Genomic DNA, 17,248 nt, shown 5'->3' on the forward strand with positions numbered 1-17,248 from the left:
AACTCCCCTCAATATTTTAAACCCCCCCCTCGTTCCCCGGGGGGGTTCCATGGGGGCCCTTTATACCCCTCCCTCTTTTCGGGGGCCCCCCCCCCTCTTTTACCGGGGGCGCCCCCCCCCCCGCGGCGAAGAATTGTGACATTCCCGGGAGGCCAAAACGGGGAACTGGAGAGCCTAGATATCACCTTACCCGGTGAGGTCCTCGATGCTGAGGACGAGGAAGAGACGGTCGTTTATTTCTGGAAAGAGGCCGTACAGGTGGCTCTAGAGGTCTGGGATAAGGTAAAGGACGTTGTGCCTGGCGGAAGCGGAAGCCCCGGAAGCGGAAGTGGGAGTGGAAGCGGGAGTGGCGGCACTAAGACCAAGGTGAAGGTGGAAGTAAAAGTCGAAATCGAGACGGGACCTGCGTAGAGCGTCTAATGGCGTGGGGACAGCTCAGACCCAAGTGTCGGGACCGATTTCCGTCGGTACGCGGCAGTGAGCTTGGCTAATCCCCAATAGAGATTGTCGAAAGTACGGCAACTGCTAGTTATTCCCGCCTATTAAAGCTGGGCAGCAGATTGCCGCGCGAGAACGTTGCGCACGTTCGACACCTGCCATTGGCCATTGCGCGCTGTGCGAACGCCGCGGTTGTTTAGAGCGACTGCCAGTCCACGTAGGCTGGTGATGCCCGACCGCTGAATGGAAGCGATGATTGGCAGCACGGTCTGAGCAAACCGGTCGGCTTCTTCGATCGACATCTTCCGATCTTTCGCCGCAGCTTCGGCGGTGTTGGTCGGATTGCCGAGCTTTATGCTCGTCCTGCGTGAGGCGAGGGCGGCTTTGGTGCGCTCCGAGATCAATCGACGCTCCTTCTCGGCCAAAGCGGCGTTTGGGATTCGGCTCGGTTGCCGCTACGTTCCCGGAATTTGGCGGAGGGCGGGGTCTTGGAGGAACGTGCGCAGCCGCATCCTTACGGCTCTCGCCGTTCGTCAGGGCCCTGCATGACGACCTGATACATATGAGGAACAAGCTCTTCGCCCACAGCGACGGCGTCGAGTACGCGCTGCCCGTAGTGATGCATGACAGGGACACGAAGGACAGGTCCTTTACAACCCTGTTCCCCCCGCGGTTCAGGGAAGGCACGCTGATGGACGAGGCAGGGTTCGAGCAGGTCAGCGTCCTAGTTGAGTGCGCAACGCTGTCATGCACATGCTCCAAGCCATGCACGTGAACTTCGCCGACCGCTATCCATCGACCGATTTCGAGACGCTTTGAAGAAGTCGTGTCTCAAGTTTTGCCGCTTGCTAGCTCCAAACTGAACATCCTTCCGAAATGGCGCTCTCCGATAGATTCGTCCGGACTGCGGACGGTCAGCTTCCGGCCCAACCCGGTCATCGGCTGCGTTACCAATCACGGGAGCTATTGGGCATAGCAATAACTGTCATCGATTGCGTTAGATCAAATCCGCAGGGGAGGGAGGCTCAGTGTGAAAACCCAATTTCACACTGAGACCGTTTCTCTCCCGATCGAACTGATCGTGTTTGAACAGGGACCTCGTCAAAGTGGGTCTGCTACCATCTGTGATTTCAAAGCAACGCAAATCCGGACAATAGATTTCCGAACATGGTTTCCGGACACCGAAGGCCTCGGCCTCGCAGCTAAACTGCAACCTTTGACGGGTTGTCCAGAAACGGTCGATTTTCGGACATGGACGGCGACCGCTTCTGACCTTGGTTGTATAGGGGCGAGCGGTACCATTGGCTGAAGTCTTCAATGGGACAGATACAGATATTGCGTTGCTCGCTCTGGGCTTCGCACGCAGCGAGCTCGGGGCTCTGGCGGTTCCCTATGCAACGAGACCGGACCCCTTATGTGGCAGTTTCGGGTGAACGTTGCTCGCGCTTCGCCAAAATAGGGCCATGTTGCTGAAAGTGTTTATACAGATCTTTCTTTTTGCTCGTGATAAAATATCTGAAGCGCTGCGGCAGTCTTCAACGCTTCTCTAATCAACTCATCACTCATGCTTACAAAATCAGAGGGCGGCCTTGAAAGAGGAACCGTAATCACCCTGGTCGCCCCAAAAGTCCGCAACAGCGGCTTTCCGGACGCTAGTCCCGTTTCAAGGATCGCTAAGTCGATCGCGTCTTGTGGCGTAGTTAAAGCTCCTGGCCAGAAAGAAAGATCCACCGTCGCCTTTTTTATTTTCCAATCGATTGTGACCTTCGGCGGAAGACTCCCCTTGAAAATCACCCAGCTTGAATTGCTGCCTTTGTCATTCGGCCGCTTCATCTCCAGCGTTGGATACTCACTGCTCGCGATCTGGTAGATGCGCTGCCAAAGCGAAGTGACGGCGGGAGCTTCAACAAGCACGTAGGAACGGCGTGCTTGATCGACAGCGCGGCGCAGGAGAGTCGCACGATGGCGAGAGCGGGGTTCCTCCTGAGCCTCTATCGCAGCGGCAAGTTCCTCATATGGGACAATCGCATCAAACTGTGCAAAGTCAGCGTGCTCCTCACGAATGTAATTTTTCGGCGCAACCAATGCGCAGAAGGCGATCTCGCAGGATTCGCCGAAAGTCACTAGGTTTGCTGTCCTTTCACGATATCGCTCCGGCTGCCGAGGCTGGAACGAGGCATCGATTTTATTCTCGACAAGAAGGGCGCCCCGGCGGGATCCAAGGGAGATGGTCGCAAGAACGTCAGTTTCGCCTGACGCGTCAACCACAGAAAGCCGGCAGGCCAGAACCTGAAAAGTTTCGTCGAGCTTCAGCGCGGTCGAAAAGAGTCGCCTAACGCCCTCATTGAAGATGAGTTCCTCCTGCAACAGGACGTCAATGTCCCGCTCGTAAAGGCGAGGAAGCAAGTTGGAAGGTTCGAACTCATCCATTTCGTCATCCGAGTCGGTTGAGCATTGTGCATTACACCTGCCTAAAACTTTAGCCTGCCTAACCTCTTGGCCACCGTGACCATCTGGCCGTCGTCGCTCATTACAAGATAGGTGTTCAGCCGATCAGCAAGCTGCGCGTATTGTCTTCCAAGATCCTCCCGAGCGCGAGCGCGAGACCGGCTGTCCATAAAGTAAACATCTGCGCCATGCCGACGCTGGCGCCGGCCGTGGTCACCTCTCTCACCGGTCAAAATCGTCGATTCCTATGACCTTTACGGTGGGGCGACTTTCACGGGCGGTACGCGTTTGGCCGGAACTGTGCGGTTTAGCGTCCCACTCAGCCAGGGCACTCTCGAGCCAGTATCGTCGGCGGTGAATGTAAAGGGGGGAGGGGAAACCAAGCTCCGTATCCTGGAGCCATCGCCATAGGGTCATCGAGCTAACGCCATAGCGTACGCAGACCGTCTTGGCGGTTAGATACTTTGTCTCGGGGGATTTCATGTAGCACCTCGTTCGCAATTGATGACGAGGTATTAGCTCCGCTGAGAGCAGTTCGGATGGGGAAAACGGGGGAAACCGGGGAAAACTACTCTTCGATCAGGCGTCGATATTCCGTAAGAAACTCCGTAATGAAACGACGAACCTCCCGTTCGTCGGGCGCAATTTTCCCACCTCTTTCGAGGAGCGAGGTGAGCCCCTCTTTCGATGGCGCAGAGCCCAAAGCAACGTGGAAAGCCGCAATGTAAGCAGCAGCCGCCACCCAATCGTGTTTCGTCGGGCGCCCACCTTGATCCTTTACGATCTGAGCGGAGCTGTTTCGAGGTGCGGTGGCTGAGATCGCACGGGTCCGTGGAAACTCCTTAAAAACATCGACAACGGCCAGACGGACCTCGTATGCTTTGTACGATTTTGGAGTGTCATCGAGAATTTGGTCGATTTTTTCATCCAAATCCGGTTCACGGGAAGGTGGCAATGACGAGCGATCGTCAACAACGGCATCGTGCCAAACCATCCTTCCGTCGATAGGTTTGAACTCGCCAAGCGGTGCATGATCCACCTCGAAATCAACTTCATCCCGGTCAAAAATGGGTCTGGCATTCCTCCAAAGGGCTGCCTCAAGTGAGTAATCAGTTCGGTCCTCGTCGCTACCCTCCAGGTAGTTCATTCGCAGGATTCCAGCGACCGCGCGGATTCTGGCTTCGGCCAAGGCCGTGAGCAGCCTAGATCTTGCGACATGCCTATCTTTGAGCGCCTTTGAGATTTGCCGAAATGCCGTTCCAAGGCCGACCCATTCACCATCAGTCAAGTTGCTGCCTCCCGAGAGCCCGATTGAACATCCATGGCAGAGGGCAGGGACACTCGGCAATGCTCCGCCCTATTAAAGCTGCCGTCAGTTATACCCCCAGAATTACCCCGCACGGCTAGGCATGGGAGTTTGGCAGTCCTGAGGTGCATTAAGCAGTTGATTTAATTGGTGCCCCCGGACGGAATCGAACCGCCGACCTTCGGTTTACAAAACCGCTGCTCTACCAGCTGAGCTACAAGGGCACGGCGCTCCGGTTAGCATATTTGGTGCGCCAGTAAAGACAAAACTCTGTTTTCGGCTGCCCAGAGAGCGCCGGAGCTGCCGGCGTGGCCATCCTGAAAACGGCTAATTCGCTTCCTATTATGGCCGAAACTGCAATCGCATAGGCGGAGGGTGTCGCATGGTCAGACTTGTCGTCATTGCCCGGTCGTCGTCGTGGCCAGAGCGGACCGTAAACCCTCTTCACCGCGAGGATTCCTGTCATGGCTAGAGAAGGGTCTCTGAGAAGATCGACATCGGTGTTGACTAGGGCTCGGCGGCTCGGACGAAAGATCCTGCGCTGGCTGGAGGGAGACAGCCGATCCCAACAGCTCAGGGACGAAGTTCTGTTTTGGAGACACTGGTTCTCCACTCAGGGATCATTCTGGCCAGAGGACTACAAGGAACGTCTTGACCCCAATTTACCAATTCAGGATCACGTTGGGCGATATGTCGACAGGTTGACGACCAACCCAGTTTACATACTCGATGTGGGCGCTGGCCCGTTGACGAAGCTCGGCAAAGTGCATGCTTCGAAAGAGATCAGGATTACTGCAACTGACCTGCTGGCATCGGAATATGATCAAGTTATGAGAGATTTTGGGATCCAACCTCTTGTGCGAACAGTCTTTGGTGACGCCGAAAATCTTAGAGCGCAATTTGACGATTACAGTTTCGACATCGTGCATGGACAGAATTGTATAGATCACACCGCTAGTCCGCTCAAGGCATACAACAGATGCTCTCCGTCACGAAGCCCGATGGTTACGTCGTGCTTTATCATGCTGAAAACGAAGGCAAGACGGAATCCTACAAGCAGCTGCACAAATGGGACTTCACATGTGAGAAAGGACATTTCGTCATCAGAGGGCCTGGACCGGGTGGGGATTCGGTGGATGCCACTGATGCGCTGGCCGCGGTAGGGTCTGTTGAATGTAGCTTGGATGACGGCGCGGTGCTTGCTGCAATCCGAAAGCATCCGCAAAGACGTCAGTGATATCTGGCGAACCGCTGCTCTACCAGCTGAGCTACAAGGGCACGGCGCTCCGGTTAGCATATTTGTTGCGCCAGTAAAGATGAACTCTGTTTTGCCTACAAGCGCGCCGGAGCTGCCGGCGCGGGCATCCTGAAAACGGCCAATTGGCTTCCTATATCGTTCGAAAGGTGCAATCGCATAGGCGAGGGTGTCGCATGATCAGACTTGTCGTCATTGCCCTGATCGTCGTCGTGGCCTGGTTTCTCCTGGTGAAGCTCATCAAGGTTTTGAAGAGCGCCAATGTCGACTGGACCGGCGTCACCACCATCATCGGCTTCATCGCGCTCGCCTTCTGGCTGCGCCACATCACCGGCATGGGCTGAGGCCTCCCGCCGCCGGACTGCCAACCGGCGCTCTTCGCCGGTCGTCATTGCGCCTGGCGCAAACCCAGTTCAGAAAAATCGAAAAAAACGTCGAACCTTTTTCCTTGCTGCCACGACAGATGGTTAAGAGGCGGATGGATCGCCTCTCCAGCAAGGAGATCGTCATGTTCAAGCGCACCATCGTTTCCGGCCTCATCGCGACCACTGTCGCCGCCGCCATGCTGGCCGGCACCGTTCAGCCTTCGGCCGCCCATCACAAGCACCATCACAACAAGCACCTTGGCATCGGCATCGCCGCCGGCGTCGGTGGCTTCCTGCTCGGCACCGCGCTCGCCCAGCCGCGCACCGTCTACATCGAGGAAAATGGCGGCTCATGGCACGTCCGGCGCTGCCTCAACCGCTATCAGAGCTACGATCCGTACTCCGATACCTATGTCGGCTACGACGGCTACCGTCATCGCTGCCGGCTTTGAGGGGAGGTGAACCGTTTCAGGCAAGGCAAAAAGGGGCACCCACTGCCCCTTTTTCAGCTGTCTGGGTTGCAAAATTGAACCGGCACCGCAACCGGTTCCAGCGAGGGATGTACATGGATTTTTCGACAGCTTAGTCTGGCGGTGAAGGCACCAGAGGGAGAGGGACGCTTGGACGAGCACGAACCCAAGGAAGAGCAGATTGAGACGGATTTCCGCAACGGAACGATCACCACCGTCGGCATTCTACTGGCTTTCTCGCTGGGCTTCATCACGCATTGGGCCGCCAACCCGCTCCCTTGGGAAATCTATCACCTGGCAGCCGTCGTGCCGATTTTGATAGGCATTGCATTGCAGATACGAGCGCTGCGGTTGCTGCTCGACACAACGTCTCTACAGCGACGCGTCCATGAACGTGCCACCCGCATCTTCATCGCCGGCCTGATCTTCACCGCCTGCGGAGTTGGGCTGGCGATGCTGCTTGATTTCTACGACCTATCGACCAAGAGCGCGGTGCCCGGGGCCTAGCTCATCCTGACAAATGTCGCACCATTCGGCGCCGGTCAGCGCTGCCATGCGCTCGACGCCTATTTTCACCGCTGCATTGGTTGCGCCGGCCGCTGGCACGACCTGATCGTAGGCGCGCAGCGATACGTCGCAATAGACCGGCAACGGCGAGGCGAGGCCGAAGGGGCAGACGCCGCCAATCGGATGGCCAGTGATTTCGGCCACCTGCTCGGCATCGAGCATGCGCGGCTTGCCGCCGAATGCATCGCGCGATTTGCGATTGTCGATGCGCGCGTCGCCGCGGGCGACGACCAGCATGACCCGGTCACCGACGCGCAGGCAGATGGTCTTGGCGATCTGCCCCGGCTCGACGCCGTGCGCCTCGGCCGCGAGCGCGACGGTCGCCGAGCTTGTCGGCGTTTCGATCACCTCGATGTCGGGGGCATATTCGGCGAAGAAGGCTTTGACGGATTGGAGGCTCATGCGTCTTTCGGGCGTCGGCTGGCGGAAGGTGGACGCAAACTTGGCCGTAGCCGGGCGGCTGTCAAGGTGAGCGCGTAGCGCCAATCTCGAAGAGTGAACCCGGTTCGGCGGCGCGGCTTGGTGAAGAAGGGGGCGGCAGACCACCAATCATCCTGGTTATTTCCGTTGCGGCTTCGCGCACCAGGGGGCCGATCTCGACCAGCCGCTCCGGCGTCACCCGCACCGTCGGTCCCGAAACCGAAACCCCGCCGATCGGCTCGCCGAACTCGTTGAAGATCGCGGCGGCGACGCAGCGCATGCCGGGATGCCGCTCCTCGTCGTCGACCGACCAGCCGCGCAGCTTGATCGTCACCAGATCACGGGCCAGCGCCGAGACGTCGGAAAGCGTCTTTTCGGTGAAGCGCTCCAGCCCGGTCCGGCGCAGGACGGCGCCGACGCGCTGCGGCTCGAGATGCGCCAGCACCGCCTTGCCGATGCCCGATGCATGGAAGGAACTGCGCGTGCCCGGCCGGAAGAAGGCGCGGATCGCCTGATGCGTCTCGACCTGGCTGACGAAGACGACGCAATCGTCCTCGGCGACGCCGAGATTGGCGGTCTCGCCGGTCTTCTCCATCAATTCCTGCATGACAATGCGGGCGCGGTCGACCAGCTTGCGGCGGCGCAGGAACGCCGCGCCCATGCGATAGGTCTCGACGCCGATCGACCACAGCTGGTCGGTGCTGTCGAACTCGACCATGCCGTGGTTTTCCAGCGTCGTCAGCATGCGGTAGGCGGTGGAGGCGGGGAGGCCGCTCTGCGCGGCGATCTCGCTCAGCGACAGGCCGCTGCCGTCGGCGACGATGGCCAGGATGCGCAGCGCCCGGTCGAGCGACTGCACCGAAGCCGCCTCGGCCGGACCGTGGAAGGCGCGCGGCCGTCCGCGCTGGCGTTTTTCGGCGGTTTCCATAGTGGCATTCTTGCCGATTTCGCCAAAGGCGCAATGAAAAAGTTTTCCACAAATATGCTATGCGACTTCGTGGAAAACAGAAAACCCAATGAAATCAGTAAATAGCCGCAGTTTCTTAGAAATGAAAAAATATTCTGAAAAAATTGAAAAATAACAGGAGCGCTGGCATTCTCGGCCATCAACAATTCCGTGGAGGCTGACATGGCCAGGATGCGCGCAGTCGACGCAGCGGTTCTCGTTTTGGAAAAAGAAGGCACCTCCTGCGCCTTTGGCGTGCCGGGTGCTGCCATCAACCCGTTCTATTCGGCGCTGAAGGCGAGGGGTACGATCCGCCATATCCTGGCGCGCCATGTCGAGGCGGCCTCGCACATGGCCGAAGGTTATACCCGCGCCAGATCAGGCAATATCGGCCTGTGCATCGGCACTTCGGGTCCGGCCGGCACCGACATGATCACCGGCCTCTATTCGGCCGCGGCCGATTCCATCCCGATCCTCTGCATCACCGGCCAGGCGCCGCGGGCGCGTCTCAATAAGGAGGATTTCCAGGCCGTCGACATCGCAGCCATCGCAGCACCCGTCGCCAAATGGGCAGTCACCGTCATGGAGCCCTATCTCGTGCCGATGGCGCTGCAGAAGGCGTTTTACCTGATGCGCTCGTCGCGGCCGGGGCCGGTCCTCATCGACCTGCCGGTCGACGTGCAACTGGCCGAGATCGAGTTCGACATCGACGCCTATGAGCCGCTGGTGCCGTTCAAGCCGGCAATGTCGCGCGGCCAGGCCGAGAAAGCACTGAAAATGCTCAACGCGGCCGAAAAGCCTGTCATCGTTGCCGGCGGCGGCATCATCAACGCCGATGCCTCGGATCTGCTGATCGAGTTCGCCGAAGTCACCGGCGTGCCGGTGATCCCGACGCTGATGGGCTGGGGCGCGATCCCCGACGACCACCGGCTGATGGCCGGCATGTGCGGGCTGCAGACTTCGCATCGCTACGGCAACGCGACGATGCTCGAAGCCGATTTCGTCTTCGGCATCGGCAACCGCTGGGCCAACCGCCACACCGGCTCCGTCGACGTCTACACCAAGGGCAAAAAATTCATCCATGTCGACATCGAGCCGACCCAGATCGGCCGTGTCTTCGCGCCGGATCTCGGTGTCGTCTCGGACGCCGGTGCAGCGCTCAAAATGCTGCTCGACGTCGCCACCGAATGGAAGACGGCTGGAAAACTGCGCGACTGGTCGGGTTGGGCCAGGGAATGCCAGGACCGCAAGAAGACGATGAAGCGCAAGACGCATTTCGACCAGGTGCCGCTGAAGCCGCAGCGCGTCTACGAGGAGATGAACAAGGCATTCGGCCGCGACACCACCTATGTCACCACGATCGGCCTTTCGCAGATCGCCGGCGCGCAGTTCCTGCATGTCTACAAGCCGCGCAACTGGATCAATTGCGGCCAGGCCGGCCCGCTCGGCTGGACGCTGCCGGCCGCACTTGGGGTTCGCGCCGCCGATCCGCAACGCAATATCGTGGCGCTGTCCGGCGACTATGATTTCCAGTTCATGATCGAGGAACTGGCGGTCGGCGCGCAGCACAAATTGCCCTATATCCATGTCGTCGTGAACAATGCCTATCTCGGCCTGATCCGCCAGGCGCAGCGCGGCTTTTCGATGGATTTCGAGGTCAGCCTTGCCTTCGAGAACGTCAACCGGAAGGATGATCCCGAGGCTGGCTATGGCGTCGACCACGTCGCGGTTGCCGAGGCCATGGGCTGCAAGGCGGTCCGGGTGCGCCGGCCGGAGGAATTCGCCGGCGCCTTCAAACAGGCGCAACAACTGATGAAGGAGCACCAGGTTCCGGTGGTGCTCGAATTCATCCTTGAGCGCGTCACCAATGTTTCGATGGGCACCGAGATCGACAAGATCACCGAATTCGAGGAGCTTGCCGAACATCACGAAGACGCGCCGACGGCGATCGTCATGCTGGATTAAGCTGTGCTGATATTCAGGTGATGCCGGCCTGCAAACGGCGGTTTCCTGCGCTTCCGGTGCCCACGTACCAAAAGTACGCTCCGCTCCGGTTCTCGGAACCCACCATTTTCGGCTCGGCCTGACCTGAATCTCACCACAGCTTGGGCCGGGCGAAAACAAGGAGAAAAAGAATGCCACGGTTTTCAGCCAATCTTTCGATGCTCTTTGGCGAGCACGATTTCCTCGACCGCTTCGATGCCGCCGCCCGCGCCGGTTTCAGGGGCGTGGAATATATCGGCCCTTATGACCATGCGCCCGATGTCGTTGCGGCGAGGCTGAAGAAAAACGGTCTGACGCAGGTGCTGTTCAACCTGCCGGCCGGCGACTGGGGCAAGGGCGAGCGCGGCATTGCGGTGTTGCCGGATCGTGTACCCGAGTTCCGACAAGGCATCGCCAAGGCGATCACCTATGCGCATGCGCTGGGCTGCGAACAGGTCAACTGCCTCGCCGGCATCGCACCGCAAGGCGTCGAGCGTTCGGTGCTGGAAGATGTCTTCGCCGAAAACCTGGCTTTCGCGGCCGAGAAGCTGGAGCAGGCCGGAATCAGGCTGCTGATCGAGCCGATCAACTCCCGCGACATTCCCGGCTTCTTCCTCAGCTATTCGGACCAGGCCCTGGCGCTCATCGACCGCGTCGGCTCAAAAAACCTATTCCTGCAATACGACATCTATCACATGCAGATCATGGAGGGCGATCTCGCCCGCACCATCGAGGCAAACCTCGACCGCATTGCGCATATCCAGCTGGCGGACAATCCCGGCCGGCATGAGCCGGGGACGGGCGAGATCAATTTTCCTTTTCTGTACAGTCACATCGACCGTATCGGCTATACCGGCTGGATCGGGGCGGAATACAAGCCGAAGGGCGGGACGGAAGCCGGGCTGGGCTGGTTCCGGGAGTTTGCCGGGCAGGGGAACGCTGCGGCTTAGCGGTTTGAACTCGCGTTCCGTCGCGCCCCCCCTCTGGCCTGCCGGCCATCTCCCCCACGGGTGGGGAGATTGGATGTCACCGCCGCTTTCGCCAATTTTCGAGGTTGGAAAAGTAAAAGCCGGCGCCGAAACTGCCGATCTCCCCACCCGTGGGGGAGATGGCCGGCAGGCCAGAGGGGGGCGCCACGGAACGCGGCATCGACAAGGAAAATACCAGGGAGAACATCAATGGAAACCATCGGCTTCATCGGCCTCGGCATCATGGGCGCGCCGATGGCGGGGCATCTGCTCGACGCCGGCTATCAAGTCGTCGCCAGCGACCATCGCTCGAAACCGCCGGCCGATCTCGTCGCCAAGGGTCTAAAAACCGTCTCCGGCCATCACGCCGTGGCACGTGCCGCCGACATCATCCTCACCATGGTTCCCGACACGCCTCAGGTGGCCGACGTGCTGTTCGGCGACAGCGGCGTCGCCTCGGGTTTGACCGCGGGCAAGCTGGTCATCGACATGAGCTCGATCTCGCCGATCGAGACCAAGGAATTCGCCACAAAAGTCAATGCGCTCGGCTGCGACTATCTCGATGCGCCGGTGTCGGGTGGCGAGGTCGGCGCCAAGGCCGCGTCGCTGACCATCATGGTCGGCGGCGAGGAAAAGGCCTTTGAGCGCGCCAGGCCGGTGTTCGAGAAAATGGGCAAGAACATCACGCTGGTCGGCCCCAACGGCGTCGGCCAGACCACCAAGGTCGCCAACCAGATCGTCGTCGCGCTGACCATTGAAGCAGTCGCCGAAGCGCTTGTTTTTGCATCGAAAGCCGGCGCCGATCCGGCCAAGGTGCGGCAATCGCTGATGGGCGGGCTGGCCGCCTCGCGCATCCTCGAAGTGCATGGCGAGCGCATGATCAAGCGCAGCTTCGCGCCGGGCTTTCGCATCGAACTGCACCAGAAGGACCTTAATCTCGCTCTCGAAGGGGCGAAAGCGCTCGGCGTCGCGCTGCCCAACACCTCGACGACGCAACAATTGTTCAACTCCTGCGCGGCCAATGGCGGCGCCAAGGAGGATCATTCGGCGCTGGTCAAGGCGCTGGAGCGAATGGCCGGGCATGAGGTGGAGTGAGATCGGTCGCTTGGTTGTACTGCAGCACCGATGGAGGCATCAGTACGACGGGTTGGCCCGCCATTTCGCAACAAGATAGAGAAGCAAGATGCCAAGCATCATAATTGCTACAGACAAGAACGGCAGTGCCGCAAAGATCGACATAAGAAGCAGGCCAACGACCCCGACAATCAGCGTTTGTGTCACAAATATATTTCTGTAGAGGAGGAAAAGACAGAGTATGGCTCCTACCATTGTGAAATAAATTTGGTTTTGCTCAATTCCGAATTGTTCTCTCACGGCGCTGGGGGTCTTGGAAAACAAAATCAGTATTAAAATTAGTATGCTCGATAGCAACATCGCGAGGAAAAGGCGACGAAGCACAAGTTCTTTTGTTTTGAACTCGTTCAAACTGAGAACGAGCTTGAGGTCACGAAGCTCGGCCCTGCGCGCCTCACTCTGGCACTCGTGGAGACGCTTCCACGACAGCGATACGCGGTTGGGCAGGTACTGAAGTAAAAACAGCTTCTCGAAGTCGTCGACGATCTGCTCTCTGATCGTCATGTCTGGGCGCCACGAATGGCGGTTAAGCCACACCCAATTCTGGTCGTCATTCGCCATTTCGGATACTCTTGAGGTGCGCGTGCGCCGCATAAAGGCTCACCGCGGCGGCATTCGACACGTTGAGTGAACGGATGGCGCCGGGCATGTCGAGCCGGGCCAGCGTCGTCACCGTTTCGCGCGTCTTCTGGCGCAGGCCCTTGCCCTCGGCGCCCAGCACAAGCGCGATCTTTTCTCCCGAAAAGCTCTTTTCGAGTTCCGCCGGTCCGTCCGAATCGAGGCCGATGGTCTGGAACCCGGCCTCGTGCAATTGGCCGAGCGCGTCGGCGAGGTTCTTCACCTCGATCTGGTCGATATGCTCCAGCGCCCCGGAGGCCGACTTTGCCAGCACGCCGGATTCATGCGGACTGTGGCGCGCCGTGGTGATCAGCGCGCCGGCGCCGAAGGCGACCGCCGAGCGCAGGATCGCGCCGACATTGTGCGGATCGGTGACCTGGTCGAGGACCAGCACCAGCGTGGTATCGCCGAGCGCATCGAGGCGCTTGGGTTTTAGCGGCTCGGCTTCGATCAGCACGCCCTGATGCACGGCGTCAGAGCCGGTGACCTTGTCGATGTCTTTCGGCTCGACCATCTCTGTCTCAAAGGGCAGGGCGGTGAGGTCGGCGATCGCCAGCCGCTCGGCGGCGTTGCGCGTCACCAGCATCTTCTTGATCCGCCGGCGCGGATTGTCGAGTGCTGCTCGCACCGTGTGCAGGCCGTACAGCCGCACCAGCCCATCCGCGACGGTCTCTCCTGGTGGTACCGGCTGGCGCGGCCTGAACGCCGGCGCGCCGCCGCTCTTCTCGTCGCGATGCGCGCGGCGCAGCTTGGCGTAGTGGGTGTCTTTCGGGGTCTTGGGCTTGTTGTCGTTGCTCATGGCCGGTTCTATAGCCGTGTCGTTCGCCTATGGATACAGCCGCAAAACCCTGCTCGTCGGGTCGTCAACAAATTCAGCGCGTTTTGCCGGGATGTTGCGGTTGACAGTTTTGGGCGCTGCCGCCATAAGGCGCTTCGCGACGGGCTGCTCCTGCGGCCGCGACGCGTCGATGCCTCGTTGCATGGCTCCGGCGGCAGACTGGAGAGGTGCCCGAGTGGTTAAAGGGGACGGACTGTAAATCCGTTGGCTATGCCTACGTTGGTTCAAATCCAACCCTCTCCACCACTGCCGGCCCGGAAGCCCTGAAACGCAAGCCTCGGACCGAAAAGTGCATAGCGGTTTTCGGGTGAAATGCGCGGGTATAGCTCAGTGGTAGAGCAGCAGCCTTCCAAGCTGAATATGCGGGTTCGATTCCCGCTACCCGCTCCAAGCATGCTGTTGAAATCATTATCGAAAATAACTTCCTTGAAAATGCGCCGCGTCACTGCGTGTGCCTGAGCGGCAATGCCGTCAGCCACATCGCCAGGTCTTCAGTCGGCGCCCCCGGCGGCATGCTCTTCATATTGAGGCAGGTCGTCGGCGATCGTGAACCACTTCGCCTTGGAGCCGACAAAGATGTGCTGCGTTGGACGGATGGCCGGCTCGTCGACGAGGGTTCCCATGGTGACGTGGACGAAGGCGCCGTCGCGGACGACCGAATAGAGCAATGAGCCGCAGGTCTTGCAGTGCACGTTGTGGCCGGTCTCATCGCCAAAGATCAGCAGGTTGTCCTCGCCCTTGGTCAGGCTCAGTCTCTCACGCTCGATGCCGGCAAACGGCTTGAAGGCCGAACCGGTGGTGCGCCGGCAGTCCGAGCAGTGGCAGTTGGCGGCGTAGATGAACTCGTCGGCCACCGCGTATTGCACGGCGCCGCACAGGCATTTTCCGGCAAGCATGCGGTTGCCGACGTTCTCCTGGCTTGTCACTGGTTTCTCCATTTTTTGCGGGCAGCGGCCAAGTTGAAATTTGTGGTGTAACCGTTGTTTTGGTCACCACCGCCCAGTTTATGCGACGACGGTCAGTCGGCGCCTACGCTCGTCGAGCGACACGATGGTCAGCCCGCTGGCCACCACCAGCAGGATACCGCCGATCGCCAGTGCGTTCGGCAATTGCTGGAACACCACCAGGCCGGAAATGACCGCCCAGACGGTGAAGCAGTAGTAGAACGGCGCCACGACGCCGGTTGGCCCGGCGCGATAGGCCATGAAGATGAAGAAGTGGCCGAAGATCAGGAACAATCCGGCCCCGGCCATCAGCAGCAAATGATGCGTCTCGGGCGCCACCCACCGCTCCGACATCAGATGCGCGACGCCTGATCCGACCAGCACCACCACCACCGCGGAAATTGCGACGATCATTCCGGGCACGTCGGCGGCGACCCGGCGCCCGGCGAGATCGCGCGCGGCGGCGAATGCCGCGTTGCCGAGCGCCAGCAAGGCGTAGACCGAGATTCCCTGCATCGTCGGCTGCGCCACCATCACCGCGCCGATGAAGCCGAGCCCGATCAGCGCCATGCGCAAGCCGCCGATCCGCTCGCCGAACAGGACAGAGGAGCCAATCAGCATGAGCAGGGGTGTGATCTGTCCCAGGGCGGTCGAATCGGCGATCTGCATGTTGGCAAGCGCCACCACGTAGCAAAGGATTGCTGCCAGCTCGAGCAGGTTTCTTTGCAACACTCTCCTGTCGAGGATCAGCGGGATCTGCCTGGCGTAGCCCAGCGCAAACAGCAACGGGATTCCCCACAGCGTTGCCGCCGTCCCGCGCAAAAACAGCACTTCATAGGGCGGCAGACCAACCGTCGCGAGCTTCAACATGGTGTCGTTGGCGACATAGGACCCGGTCGACAGGATCATGAACAGCGGGCCGCGGATGGCGATCGGAATGAAATGCATCGGATCAGGAAATCAGACCGGCGTCACACCGGCAATGGGCCAGATCCGGCAGTAAATCCGGCAAGGCGGCCAGGCGGAAGCGGCAATATCCGTCGGCTGAATGCCGGCAGCCGCGGAACCTATGTCAGGCCATTCCATTTCTTCTTGCTCGTTCCTATATCCGCGCCACATCCCCGAAAACCGGATCATGGGTTCAGACCGGGTGAGAAAGCCCCCGGCCACAAGGCACTTGTGTTTTTCGGCCGCAGTCGCTAATCGCCCCGCATTCGACTGAACTAAAGGTCCAGGCCGTCCAAGGAAAGAGACTATGGCAAAAGGTAAATTCGAGCGTACAAAGCCTCATGTGAACATCGGCACGATTGGCCATGTCGATCATGGCAAGACGTCGCTGACGGCGGCGATCACCAAGTATTTTGGCGAATACAAGCGCTACGACCAGATCGATGCGGCGCCCGAAGAGAAGGCGCGCGGCATCACCATCTCGACGGCGCATGTCGAATACGAGACGGCCAACCGCCACTACGCCCATGTCGACTGCCCCGGCCACGCCGACTATGTCAAGAACATGATCACCGGTGCTGCGCAGATGGACGGCGCGATCCTGGTCGTGTCGGCCGCCGACGGCCCGATGCCGCAGACCCGCGAGCACATCCTGCTGGCCCGCCAGGTCGGCGTGCCGTCGATCGTGGTGTTCTTGAACAAGGTCGACCAGGTCGACGACGCCGAGCTGCTCGAGCTGGTCGAGCTCGAGGTGCGTGAGCTGTTGACCAAGAACGAGTTCCCCGGCGACGACATTCCGATCGTCAAGGGTTCGGCGCTTGCGGCTTTGGAAGATTCCGACAAGAAGATCGGCGAGGATTCGATCCGCGAATTGATGGCTGCGGTCGACGACTACATCCCGACGCCGGTTCGCCCGCTCGACAAGCCGTTCCTGATGCCGATCGAGGACGTGTTCTCGATCTCTGGTCGTGGCACGGTTGTGACCGGCCGCGTCGAGCGCGGCGTGGTCAAGGTCGGCGAGGAGCTTGAGATCGTCGGCATCCGTCCGACCACCAAGACGACCTGCACCGGCGTCGAGATGTTCCGCAAGCTGCTCGACCAGGGCCAGGCCGGCGACAACATCGGCGCGCTGCTGCGCGGTGTCGACCGCGAAGGTGTCGAGCGCGGCCAGGTTCTGGCCAAGCCGGGCACGGTCAAGCCGCACAAGAAGTTCGTCGCCGAGGCCTACATCCTGACCAAGGACGAGGGTGGCCGTCACACGCCGTTCTTCACCAACTACCGGCCGCAGTTCTACTTCCGCACGACCGACGTGACCGGCATCGTGTCGCTGCCGGAAGGCACCGAGATGGTGATGCCTGGCGACAACATCACCGTCGATGTCGAGCTGATCGTGCCGATCGCCATGGAAGAGAAGCTGCGCTTCGCCATCCGTGAAGGCGGCCGCACCGTCGGTGCCGGCATCGTCGTCACCATCAAAGAGTAACCGGCATTTGTCGGATCGACAGGGAAGGGCGGTCTTCGGGCCGCCCTTTCTTCGTTTACTGGCTCCACGCAGGACAATTTTGCGCGGTCGTTTCAAAGCTATTGCAAGCACCACCGC

The 17,248-nt window shown here is 59.9% G+C and carries 18 protein-coding genes, 3 tRNA genes and 1 pseudogene; 12 read left to right on the forward strand and 10 right to left on the reverse strand.

What is annotated here, in order from left to right; all coding sequences use genetic code 11:
* Positions 1-135 precede the first annotated feature (135 nt).
* Positions 136-411, forward strand: coding sequence for a hypothetical protein (locus AC0L2A_RS09305; RefSeq protein ID WP_473608488.1), 276 nt, complete (start codon positions 136-138; stop codon positions 409-411).
* Between the two features lie 131 nt (positions 412-542).
* Here AC0L2A_RS09305 and AC0L2A_RS09310 read toward each other — a convergent pair whose 3' ends face one another.
* The 4 genes from AC0L2A_RS09310 to AC0L2A_RS09325 all read right to left on the reverse strand — a co-directional run bounded on the left by AC0L2A_RS09310 (position 543) and on the right by AC0L2A_RS09325 (position 4,416).
* Positions 543-842 carry a recombinase family protein gene (locus tag AC0L2A_RS09310; RefSeq protein ID WP_473608490.1) on the reverse strand — a complete coding sequence of 100 codons (300 nt, stop codon included), beginning with the start codon at positions 840-842 and terminating at the stop codon, positions 543-545.
* A 1,075-nt stretch (positions 843-1,917) separates the two neighbouring features.
* A complete protein-coding gene (locus AC0L2A_RS09315; protein WP_473608491.1) occupies positions 1,918-2,868 on the reverse strand; it encodes a hypothetical protein in 951 nt (316 codons plus the stop codon).
* A gap of 586 nt (positions 2,869-3,454) precedes the next feature.
* Positions 3,455-4,174 carry a hypothetical protein gene (locus AC0L2A_RS09320; RefSeq protein WP_473608492.1) on the reverse strand — a complete coding sequence of 240 codons (720 nt, stop codon included), beginning with the start codon at positions 4,172-4,174 and terminating at the stop codon, positions 3,455-3,457.
* Between the two features lie 166 nt (positions 4,175-4,340).
* Positions 4,341-4,416, reverse strand: a tRNA-Thr gene (locus AC0L2A_RS09325).
* 240 nt (positions 4,417-4,656) lie between these two features.
* Here AC0L2A_RS09325 and AC0L2A_RS09330 point away from each other — a divergent pair.
* The 5 genes and pseudogenes from AC0L2A_RS09330 to AC0L2A_RS09350 form a co-directional block, all read left to right on the forward strand.
* Positions 4,657-5,115: pseudogene (locus AC0L2A_RS09330) on the forward strand (hypothetical protein); the annotation flags it as partial.
* A 56-nt stretch (positions 5,116-5,171) separates the two neighbouring features.
* Positions 5,172-5,429 (forward strand): hypothetical protein, encoded by a 258-nt coding sequence (locus tag AC0L2A_RS09335; protein WP_473608580.1) that lies wholly within the window; start codon positions 5,172-5,174, stop codon positions 5,427-5,429.
* A gap of 194 nt (positions 5,430-5,623) precedes the next feature.
* Positions 5,624-5,791, forward strand: a complete 168-nt coding sequence (locus AC0L2A_RS09340) for a hypothetical protein (protein WP_023798133.1) — start codon at positions 5,624-5,626, stop codon at positions 5,789-5,791.
* A 164-nt stretch (positions 5,792-5,955) separates the two neighbouring features.
* Positions 5,956-6,264, forward strand: a complete 309-nt coding sequence (locus AC0L2A_RS09345; RefSeq protein WP_128168540.1) for a BA14K family protein — start codon at positions 5,956-5,958, stop codon at positions 6,262-6,264.
* A 168-nt stretch (positions 6,265-6,432) separates the two neighbouring features.
* Positions 6,433-6,789 (forward strand): hypothetical protein, encoded by a 357-nt coding sequence (locus tag AC0L2A_RS09350; RefSeq protein WP_091591226.1) that lies wholly within the window; start codon positions 6,433-6,435, stop codon positions 6,787-6,789.
* On the opposite strand, the gene AC0L2A_RS09355 is transcribed toward AC0L2A_RS09350, so the two are convergent.
* Together AC0L2A_RS09355 and bhcR are read right to left on the reverse strand one after the other, a co-directional pair.
* On the reverse strand, positions 6,757-7,251 hold the full coding sequence (locus tag AC0L2A_RS09355; RefSeq protein ID WP_091591224.1) for a YbaK/EbsC family protein: 495 nt from the start codon (positions 7,249-7,251) through the stop codon (positions 6,757-6,759). The two genes, AC0L2A_RS09350 and AC0L2A_RS09355, sit on opposite strands and share 33 nt — an antisense overlap.
* Positions 7,252-7,312: 61 nt before the next feature.
* Positions 7,313-8,197, reverse strand: coding sequence for an HTH-type transcriptional regulator BhcR (gene bhcR, locus AC0L2A_RS09360; RefSeq protein ID WP_091591222.1), 885 nt, complete (start codon positions 8,195-8,197; stop codon positions 7,313-7,315).
* A gap of 201 nt (positions 8,198-8,398) precedes the next feature.
* Here bhcR and gcl point away from each other — a divergent pair, with 201 nt between their 5' ends.
* From gcl to AC0L2A_RS09375, 3 genes are all read left to right on the forward strand, one after another.
* On the forward strand, positions 8,399-10,180 hold the full coding sequence (gene gcl, locus AC0L2A_RS09365; protein ID WP_473608494.1) for a glyoxylate carboligase: 1,782 nt from the start codon (positions 8,399-8,401) through the stop codon (positions 10,178-10,180).
* Between the two features lie 170 nt (positions 10,181-10,350).
* Complete coding sequence (gene hyi, locus AC0L2A_RS09370) at positions 10,351-11,148, forward strand: hydroxypyruvate isomerase (protein ID WP_473608495.1); 798 nt, start codon at positions 10,351-10,353, stop codon at positions 11,146-11,148.
* 228 nt (positions 11,149-11,376) lie between these two features.
* Positions 11,377-12,261: a 2-hydroxy-3-oxopropionate reductase gene (locus tag AC0L2A_RS09375; RefSeq protein ID WP_473608496.1), complete on the forward strand. Its 885-nt coding sequence runs from the start codon at positions 11,377-11,379 to the stop codon at positions 12,259-12,261.
* Positions 12,262-12,300: 39 nt separating this feature from the next.
* Here AC0L2A_RS09375 and AC0L2A_RS09380 read toward each other — a convergent pair whose 3' ends face one another.
* Both AC0L2A_RS09380 and AC0L2A_RS09385 read right to left on the reverse strand, forming a co-directional pair.
* The gene (locus AC0L2A_RS09380; RefSeq protein WP_473608498.1) at positions 12,301-12,861 is read right to left on the reverse strand and encodes a hypothetical protein; all 561 of its coding nucleotides are present in this window, start codon (positions 12,859-12,861) and stop codon (positions 12,301-12,303) included.
* Complete coding sequence (locus AC0L2A_RS09385) at positions 12,851-13,717, reverse strand: TrmH family RNA methyltransferase (protein WP_473608500.1); 867 nt, start codon at positions 13,715-13,717, stop codon at positions 12,851-12,853. The genes AC0L2A_RS09380 and AC0L2A_RS09385 overlap by 11 nt, the downstream gene beginning before the upstream one ends.
* Positions 13,718-13,917: 200 nt before the next feature.
* On the opposite strand from AC0L2A_RS09385, the gene AC0L2A_RS09390 reads away from it, so the two are divergent.
* A tRNA-Tyr gene (locus AC0L2A_RS09390) sits at positions 13,918-14,002 on the forward strand.
* Positions 14,003-14,072: 70 nt separating this feature from the next.
* Positions 14,073-14,146: transfer RNA gene (locus AC0L2A_RS09395), tRNA-Gly, on the forward strand.
* A 101-nt stretch (positions 14,147-14,247) separates the two neighbouring features.
* Here the strand turns inward: AC0L2A_RS09395 and AC0L2A_RS09400 are convergent.
* Both AC0L2A_RS09400 and AC0L2A_RS09405 read right to left on the reverse strand, forming a co-directional pair.
* Positions 14,248-14,652 (reverse strand): GFA family protein, encoded by a 405-nt coding sequence (locus AC0L2A_RS09400; protein ID WP_473608572.1) that lies wholly within the window; start codon positions 14,650-14,652, stop codon positions 14,248-14,250.
* A gap of 108 nt (positions 14,653-14,760) precedes the next feature.
* Positions 14,761-15,648, reverse strand: a complete 888-nt coding sequence (locus AC0L2A_RS09405; RefSeq protein ID WP_287248050.1) for a DMT family transporter — start codon at positions 15,646-15,648, stop codon at positions 14,761-14,763.
* Positions 15,649-15,955: 307 nt separating this feature from the next.
* Between AC0L2A_RS09405 and tuf the strand changes: the two genes are divergently transcribed.
* Positions 15,956-17,131, forward strand: coding sequence for an elongation factor Tu (gene tuf / locus AC0L2A_RS09410; RefSeq protein ID WP_091591201.1), 1,176 nt, complete (start codon positions 15,956-15,958; stop codon positions 17,129-17,131).
* Positions 17,132-17,248: the final 117 nt, after the last annotated feature.

The sequence above is a fragment of the Mesorhizobium sp. WSM4844 genome (genome assembly GCF_055811775.1).